An 8,375-nucleotide genomic window follows, 5' to 3' on the forward strand; every position below is an offset into this window, starting at 1 on the left:
CCTAGCAGACAATCTAGTAAAGAAAATGTCGCCACAAAACTGACAACTCCGCGACGTTGACATCGCAACGGTTCGCATCAATTGCGCGCACCGCCGCTTCGTTCAGTGGGCCGTTGTTGCTCAACGGCCGGGTCGAAGGTTAACCTCCAGCCGGCATTGCAGCCGCAACGTTCGGCGACGGGAGACAACAATGTTCGGAAGGTTCTCGCGCCGGCAGTTTGCGGGCCTTGCAGGCCTCTCGGCGCTCGGCCTGTCGGCCCCTGCCGAGGCAGCGAACCGCGCCCCACGGCCGGACGGCGCGAACTTTCCGGCGGGCTTCGTCTGGGGCGCTGCGACCTCGTCCTACCAGGTTGAGGGAGCGGTCAATGAGGACGGCCGCGGCCCGTCGATCTGGGACACCTTCACGCATACATCGGGCAAGATCGAGGACGGTTCGACCGGCGATCGCGCCAACGAGCACTACCACCGCTACAAGGAGGACATCCGCCTCATCAAGGAGCTCGGCGCCAAGGCGTATCGGTTTTCGATCGCCTGGCCGCGGGTGTTTCCCGATGGCGCCGGCGCGCCGAATCCGAAGGGCCTCGACTTCTACAATCGCCTGGTCGACGAGCTGCTGGCGAACGGCATCGAGCCCTATGCCACGCTCTATCATTGGGACCTGCCGCAGGCGCTGCAGGACCGCGTCGGCGGCTGGCGCTCGCGCGATACGTCGAAGGCGTTCGGCGACTACGCCGGCTATGTGGCGCAGCGACTGACCGACCGGGTGAAGAACATCTTCACCCTCAACGAGGTCGGACGTTTCCTCCCCTTCGGCTATGCGCTCGGCGTCGACGCGCCGGGGCTGAAGCTGCCGCCGGCCGAAGTGAACCAGGCGCGTCACCACGTCGCGCTGGCACATGGCCTTGCGGTGCAGGCGATCCGCGCCAAGGGCCGCCCCGGCACGCGGGTCGGCCCGGCTGAGAACATCACTGCCTGCGTGCCTGCGATCAACACGCCCGAGAACATCCGCGCCACCGAGATCGCGACGCGTGAGCTCAACGCAGGCTTCCTCGGCGTTCTCCTCGAGGGCAAGTACACCGAGGGTTTCCTGCAATATGCCGGCGCCGACGCGCCCAAATTCACCGCGGAGGAGTTGAAGATCATCTCGCAGCCCAACGATTTCGTCGGGCTGAACATCTACGCGCCACAATGCTACATCCTCGCCACCGACAACGCCCCCGGCTGGAAGCCGCTGCCGATGCCGGCATCGTTCCCGCACATGAATTCGGATTGGCTGCGGATCGCGCCGGAGACGATCTACTGGGCGCCGCGGATTGCCGCCAAGATCTGGAACATCAAGAGCATCTATATCAGCGAGAACGGCACCTCCGGTGAGGACAAGATGCATCCGGACGGACAGATCTACGACCTCGACCGCATCATGTTCCTGCGCAACTACCTCGCCCAGTTGCAGCGCGCGACCGCCGACGGCGTCCCGGTCCACGGCTATTTCCTGTGGAGCCTGATGGACAATTTCGAATGGATCTTCGGCTACGAGAAACGCTTCGGTCTCTACCGGGTGGATTTCGAGACCCAGGCGCGCGTGCCGAAGCTCAGCGCGGCGTTCTATCGCGACGTGATCGCGCGCAACGCGGTCGGGGTGTGATCTATCCGGCCTGCGGCGGCGCGCCGGACCACGCACGCCTCAGCAGGTCGTGGATGCCGCTCTCTTCAATCGGCCGCGGATTCCAGTAGGGATTCCTGGTGGCGAGCGCGGCCGCCTTTGCGATGCCGTCCGCGGGCATACCGATCTCGGCGAGCGAGCGCGGCGCGCCGAGTTTTGCCGACAGATCGAACAGGCCATCGGCCGCGTCGGATGCTCCAAGTGCCCGCGCGGCGCGGCCGATCGCCTCGCGCGCGGCGGGCGTATTGTAGGCGATGGTGTGCGGCAGCAGCACCGCGTGAGTCTCGGCATGCGGCAGGTCGAACAGCGCGCCGACGGTGTGGCAGAGTTTGTGATGCAGCGCCATGCCGACGGTGCCGAGGCAAACCGCGCACAGCCAGGCGCCGTAGAGCGCATCGGAGCGCGCGTCGAGATCATGCGGCCGCGCGATCACGTCCGGCAGCGACGACGCCAGCTTTGCAATCGCCTCCTCCGCCATCAGCGAGGTGATCGGGTTGCCGTCCCGTGCATACAGCGCCTCGGCCGCGTGCGCGATCGCGTTGAGGCCGGAGATCGCCGAGAATTTGGCCGGCATCGAGAGCGTCAGATTGACGTCGTAGATCACGGCCTCGGGCAAGATCTTCGGCGAGGACTGCGTGGTCTTGACGCCGTCGACGGTCTCGCCGAGCACCGGCGTCATCTCGGAGCCGGCATAGCTGGTCGGCACGATCAGCTGCGGCAGGTCGGTGCGCAGCGCAATCGCCTTGCTCAAGCCGGTCGCGGCGCCGGCGCCGATCGCAACCACGCCGTCGGGCTTCAGCTCGCGGACCAGCTGCATCGCGCGCTCGGTGACCGCGACCGGCGTATGCACCACCGCCCCATCGTACGCCCCGGCCATGCGGCCACCGGTCAGCGCGGCGAGATCGCCGAGCTCCGCCTGCTGCCGCCGGCTCGCGAGCACCAGCGCACGGGCGATGCCGAGCCGGTCGAGTTCATCAGCCAGTTGCGCGACCGTGCCGACCCCGAACACGACCCGCATCGAGCTGACTTGATAGATGAACGGCTGTGGCATGACGATTTCCGAATGGTTGATCAGCCGCGGCGCCAGTCGCGCGGCGTGCAGCCGAAGCGATGCCTGAAGCGCCGCGTGAAATGCGAGAGATCCGAGAAGCCCCAATCGAACGCGATGTCGCCGATCGTGCGCCCGGCAATCGCGGGATCCTTCAGGTCGCGCGCGGCACCGTCGAGGCGACGGTCCATCAGATAGCTGGCGAACGTCGTGCCGGCGCGCTCGAACAATTTATGGACGTAGCGTTCGCTGATGCCGATCGCGGCCGCAACGGCGGCAACGCCAAGCCCGGGCTCGCGCAGCCTGCGGTCGACGGCGCGGCGCAGCGCCAGCAAGGTCGCATCCGCAAGGCTCGCGCTCTCGGCGACGCCTTCGCGACGGGTCCGCGACAGGCTGAGCGCGACCAGATCGAGCAGCACGCCGAACAGCCGGGCGCTGTCGGCATCAGAGGCGCGAAGCGCCGACGTGTTCAGCACTTGCGCCGTCTCGGCGATGAGATGACCGACGAACGGATCATCCGACACCCGCGCCGGCGCGACATCCGGCGCCGACGGCAGCCGTTCATCCAGCGCCTCGGCCGGCACCCAGAACGAGGCGACCTGCAGCGCGGGGCCGCGATCATGCAGCAGCGAGAAGCGCTGCCCGCTGTCGAAGATTCCGACCTGTCCCGGCGACAGGCTGATCTCGCGCCCCGCCTGCTGGATGCGGCAGCGGCCGGCGAGCTTGAGATTAAGGTAGTAGCAGCGCCGGCTGGACGCGGCGATGTCGGCGGTCGAGCGCCGCACAATGTGCTCCGGGAAGCTGACCCGGTTGACCGCACCGTCCCCCAGCCCGACGGTCTCGACCCGGGCGAGGAAGCCTGACGTCGCCGGCGGCTCCGGCGTCAGGTTCATGAAGGCCCGGCAGATCGCCTCGCGATAATAGGCGAACTGCTCGCGCGGCCTGGTGTCCGCGGTATTCCAGCTCAGCCTGCGCGAGCGATCCGCGGCGGCGATTTGCTGCATCAGTTCACTCCGAGCCCAGTCCGGTTCGGTTACAGCCAAGCGCGTTCCGCGGGCCCAGGTCAATATCCATCAGGAACTGCCTGAAATTTGCGCGTATCCCGGGCCGTCCCGGATGTCGCGACCGATCTAATCAAACCACACAGGGAGGTAAAACATGTCGACCTATGTTCTCGTCCATGGCGCCTGGCATACCGGCGCCGAGTTTGAACCGGTTGCGGCCATCATCCGCAAAGCCGGCCATGTCGTTCATACGCCGACCATCAAGGGCAACCGGCCCGGCGACAGGAAGGACTCCGGCCTCGCCGAAGCCATCCAGTCGATCGTGGACTATCTCGCCGAGCATGACCTCAAGGACGTCGTGCTGGTCGGCCACAGCTATGGCGGCATGGTCATCACAGGCGTTGCCGATGCCGCAGGCGATCGCATCCGTCGGTTGGTCTATTGGAACGCCTTCGTGCCGAACAACGGCGAATGCCTCAACGACATGGTGCCGCCGCACTACCGCGGCCTGTTCGACGCGATCCACGCCGAGCGCGGCGACGGCTCGGTGGTGCTGCCGTTCCCGATCTGGCGCGAGGCCTTCATCAACGATGCCGACCTCGAGCTCGCGCAACGCGCCTATGACGTGCTCAACCCGCACCCGCTGAAGACCTTCCAGGACAAGATCGCACTGCGCGCCAATCCGGCCGAGATGCCGATCGCGAAATCCTACGTCAACTGCACCGAGGACACCGCGATGCCGCACAGCCTGCCCTGGCATCCGCGGCTGTCGGAGAAGCTCGGGCTGTTCCGCCTGGTCCAGGTGCCGGGCAGCCACGAGCTGTGCTTCTCCGATCCCGCGCGCCTGGCACAGGCCTTCCTCGACGCCGGCCGCGATTAAGCCACCGCCCTGTACGCCGGCGCGGTCGCCAGGAAGCGCGCATAGGCATCCGCGTCCGGCGGCGTGAACTTTTCGACGAGCGGGTTGCGGCGCGACGCCTTGGTGCCGATGTCCGCCAACAGCTCGTCGAAATGCTTGAAGTGGTAGGGCGCGACGCACAGCCCGCCATAGACGCCCGCCGCCGGACGCTCGACGCGCTTGAAGTTCAGCATCATCGCGATGTTGTCGTGCATCTCGGCGGCACTCGGCTGCCGCGCGAGCTGGCCGTCGGCGTAGCGCACCAGCCAGTTGGCGGCGAGGTCGGCGCACAGCACGGTGCAGAAGCTCGAATTGAAGCCGACAAAGCCCATGTCCGGCAGATCGGGATTGGCGATCAGCCGGTAGAGCCGGTACTGCCCGTCGGGCTCGACCAGCTTCTTCTGATACTCCTCGGGGAGGAACGGCACACCGAGCTTGTAGCCGATCGCGAGCACCGCGACGTCGGCCGCGACATGCTGGCCGCCACTCATGACGATGGTCTTGCCCTCATAATGATCGAACGTGCCGAGCACCGCCTTGATCCGGCCGTCGGCCACCATCGGATAGAAGCCGGGGGTTGCGATCGGCACCGAGCAGTTGACGCCGTCCTCGATCCGCTCCTTCGGCACCATGCCGCACTGCTTCAGCTTGAGCTGCATCTTCAGCATGCTCTCGAGCCCGCGCCAGTTCGCCCAGACGAACGGCTTGGCAACGACATGCGCGAGGCGGGCCATCGGCCCGATGCCCCAGCTTGCGAACATCTGCTCCTGCGCGCGGATGTAGAGGATGCGTTTGAAGTTGACGAGGCCGCCGATGAAATAGGGAATCCGCCACACCGGCTCGCGAAACACGATGGTGACTTCGCTGGCGCCGGAGTTGACTGCGTTCACCGCGATGTCGGTCGCCGATTTGGAGCCGCCGAGCACAACGACCTTGCGTCCCTTGGCGAGATCAGGATCGCCATATTGCGACGAGTGCAGGATCTGGCCGCCCTGTGCCTTGAAGCCGTCCTCGCCGGGAAGCGGCAGCGACTGCGGCTCATTGAATTGCCCGGTGCAGACCGCGACGAAGTCGAAATCCTCCTGCCCCGCGGCGCCGTCGGTCGAGCGTAGCGCGAGCGTCCAGCCCGGTCTGCCGTCGGCGCGGCGCTTCATGCCCTCCACCCTGGTGTCGAACCGCATCGCACCGTCGAGCCCATGGCTGCGCGCATAGTCGCGCAGATAAGCATGGACCTGCGGACCCTTCGGCCATTCCGGATAGGCCTCCGGCATCGCCTTGTCGGTGTAGCGATAGAGCTCCTTCGGGCTCTGGGTCTGCACATCGGGATAGGACCGCGCCGGCTCCCAGACCCCGCCGAGATCGCCGCTACGCTCGATGATAGTCACCTTGTGGCCGCGACCGGCAAAGGCCTTGCCCGCGGCGAGCCCGGAAATGCCGGCGCCGATGACGCACACATGCTTCTGCTTGATCATGAAACCGCTCCGCGATGAATGAACAGATCCAATTTCCTAGAGCGCACGCGTCCCCGTCATCGCCGGAGCCAGCTCCGGCGACTGTCGCCTCGCATGCGTATTGTCTGTTGGCCGGTTAGTCGTTGGCTTCCGGCGGCAGGAAATCCACCTCGTGCTCGGCGGAAATACGCACCACTTCGACGGGGTCCTGCAGATTGTCCAGCTTCTCGAACAGCGCCTCGAGCTTCGCCATCGGCGACACCCAGAACAGCGCCCGCGCCGGCTTGTCCGATTTGTTGAAATAGCCGTGCGGAATGCCGCGCGGCATGCGCACGAGGTCGCCGGCCTTGGCCTGCACCCAGACGCCGTCGAGCTTGAGGTCGAGCACGCCTTCCTGCACCAGGATGAACTCGTCCTGGGTCGGGTGGATGTGCACCGGCACGAACTGGCCGGGGTCGCTGTTGGTCTCGAACGCGAAGGTCGAGTCGGTGACCGCCTTCGGATAGTAGACCTGGCCCAGGATATTCCAGGTCTTGCCGCCGTAGCCGGTGCCGGATCGGGTAATGCCTTTTTCGAGCGTGCCCATGTCAGCCTCTCCAGTTTTGATGTGCATTGCGGACACGGAGCCTGTCGCCGGCCGGTGGGGCTGTCTAGCCGATAAACGAATCCTCGCCCGGCACGTTCATGCTGCAATGCGGGAGCGTCTTCTGCCCAAGACCATCGCATCCGCCTGCGCGTCGATCAGGCAGTTTGCGCGACGAAACAGCGTTCCCCTTTTGCGGCTAATGGACTAGGCTGGCCGATATTTTAGACCTCAAACAACTCGGACGGCCGGCGTGACTGCTGTTGGCAACGAGGTTTCGACAAGGACAAATCCTCCGCGGGGAAGGCTGAAGGATTTCGCGCGCGTCGCGACCGCGCGCGTCGATGACGCGGCCGAAGCGATCGGCCGCATCTTCTGTCCGCACGATCTGACGCCGGTCGATCATTCCGAACGCGATTTCTCCGCCCACCACAATTGCGCAGGCTTCGACGGCTTCTCCGTCAACTATGTCGCCTATGGCGGATCGGTCGCGATCAATCCCGGCTGCCTCGACCGGTTCTTCTTGTTGCAGATGCCGCTGTCCGGCTCGGCCTCGGTGCGGACCGCCGCACGCGAGCTCACCACCGGGCCGCAACACTGTGCCTCGCTGCTGTCGCCGACCATTCCGACCGAGATGACCTGGCGCGGCGGCTGCGCCCAGCTCATCGTGCTGCTCGACCGCAAGCTGGTCGAGCATCGCGCCGCAGCGCTTGGCGGCGTGGCGGTGCATCCGGTCGAATTCGATCCGGCCATCGCGTTGAGCGGGCCGCTCGGGCAGGCGCTTTCGGCCAGGATCGAGCATCTCGTGGCGACAGTCGAGCAGCTCGGGCCACGCAAGACCTTGTCCGCGGTAGCGGCGGCCGATTGGCGCGAACAGTTTCTCAATGTCCTGCTCAATGACCAGCGGCACAGCCTGAGTTCTGCGATCGATGTCTTCAACGGCCGCACTGAGGCCCAACCCGCGGCGTTGAAGCGCGTGCGCGCCTATCTGGAGACCCGCGCGACCGAGCCGCTGGATCTCGCCGAGCTTGCGGAGATCGCAGGTACCGGCGTCCGCGCGCTGCAACTCGGCTTCCGCCGTCACTTCGGCACCACCGTCTCCGAGATGCTGCTCGACATCCGCCTCGCCCATCTCAACGCCCGTCTCAAGACGGCGCGGCCGGGCGAACGCATCGTCGATATTGCATTCGACCTCGGCTTTACCCATCTGAGCCGGATGGCGAGCGCCTACCGCGCCAAGTTCGGCGAAAGCCCGAAGGCGACACTGCACCGGCTGAGCTGAGCGTCGCTCCCGAGCGACGCTGCCCGACCCTGCCCATCCGGCCAGTTTCGCCGCCAGCCGCATCATCCCAGATTGAGGGAAGCCAACGGAGTTTCCCATGACCGAACCGAACATCCTTTCGTCGCTGTCATCAGCCCTTGCGGAGACCATCGCGCGCGCTGCGCCCGCGATCGTCTCGGTGCATTCGCATCGCGCGCGCGCATCCGGCTTTGTCTGGAAGGCCGGCCTCATCGTCACCGCCGACGAGGCGCTCGCTGACGAGGGCGAGATCGAAATCCAGTTCGCCGACGGCAGCCGCAGGCAAGCCGCCGTCGTTGGACGCGACCACACCACCGACATCGCCCTGCTGCGCGTCGAAAGCGATGTTGCCCCGATCAAGCTGTCGACCGCGGTCCCTGCGCTGGGGTCGCTCGCGGTGATCGTCGCGGCCGACCGCGCGCGCCGAG

At 66.1% G+C, this 8,375-nt stretch carries 8 protein-coding genes; 4 read left to right on the plus strand and 4 right to left on the minus strand.

Translation table 11 applies throughout. The features are described from left to right. Positions 1 to 190: 190 nt before the first annotated feature. Positions 191 to 1,645 (plus strand): GH1 family beta-glucosidase, encoded by a 1,455-nt coding sequence (locus tag H8A95_RS26155; RefSeq protein ID WP_229185814.1) that lies wholly within the window; start codon positions 191 to 193, stop codon positions 1,643 to 1,645. A 1-nt stretch (position 1,646) separates the two neighbouring features. Here H8A95_RS26155 and H8A95_RS26160 read toward each other — a convergent pair whose 3' ends face one another. Continuing rightward, the gene (locus H8A95_RS26160; protein ID WP_229185816.1) at positions 1,647 to 2,714 is read right to left on the minus strand and encodes a maleylacetate reductase; all 1,068 of its coding nucleotides are present in this window, start codon (positions 2,712 to 2,714) and stop codon (positions 1,647 to 1,649) included. Positions 2,715 to 2,734: 20 nt separating this feature from the next. Then, the gene (locus tag H8A95_RS26165; protein ID WP_229185818.1) at positions 2,735 to 3,715 is read right to left on the minus strand and encodes a helix-turn-helix domain-containing protein; all 981 of its coding nucleotides are present in this window, start codon (positions 3,713 to 3,715) and stop codon (positions 2,735 to 2,737) included. 154 nt (positions 3,716 to 3,869) lie between these two features. Between H8A95_RS26165 and H8A95_RS26170 the strand changes: the two genes are divergently transcribed. Further along, entirely contained in the window at positions 3,870 to 4,595 is a 726-nt protein-coding gene (locus H8A95_RS26170) for an alpha/beta hydrolase (protein WP_229185820.1), read from the plus strand. Here H8A95_RS26170 and H8A95_RS26175 read toward each other — a convergent pair. After that, entirely contained in the window at positions 4,592 to 6,085 is a 1,494-nt protein-coding gene (locus tag H8A95_RS26175; RefSeq protein ID WP_229185821.1) for a flavin-containing monooxygenase, read from the minus strand. The genes H8A95_RS26170 and H8A95_RS26175 overlap by 4 nt on opposite strands. A gap of 115 nt (positions 6,086 to 6,200) precedes the next feature. After that, positions 6,201 to 6,650, minus strand: a complete 450-nt coding sequence (locus H8A95_RS26180; protein ID WP_229185823.1) for a cupin domain-containing protein — start codon at positions 6,648 to 6,650, stop codon at positions 6,201 to 6,203. A gap of 250 nt (positions 6,651 to 6,900) precedes the next feature. On the opposite strand from H8A95_RS26180, the gene H8A95_RS26185 reads away from it, so the two are divergent. Together H8A95_RS26185 and H8A95_RS26190 are read left to right on the plus strand one after the other, a co-directional pair. Further along, on the plus strand, positions 6,901 to 7,929 hold the full coding sequence (locus H8A95_RS26185) for an AraC family transcriptional regulator (protein WP_229185824.1): 1,029 nt from the start codon (positions 6,901 to 6,903) through the stop codon (positions 7,927 to 7,929). A gap of 97 nt (positions 7,930 to 8,026) precedes the next feature. Then, positions 8,027 to 8,375: S1 family peptidase (locus tag H8A95_RS26190; RefSeq protein WP_229185825.1), on the plus strand; the 349-nt coding region annotated here is incomplete at its 3' end.

Source organism: Bradyrhizobium oropedii (assembly GCF_020889685.1).
Taxonomy (GTDB): Bacteria; Pseudomonadota; Alphaproteobacteria; order Rhizobiales; family Xanthobacteraceae; genus Bradyrhizobium; species Bradyrhizobium oropedii.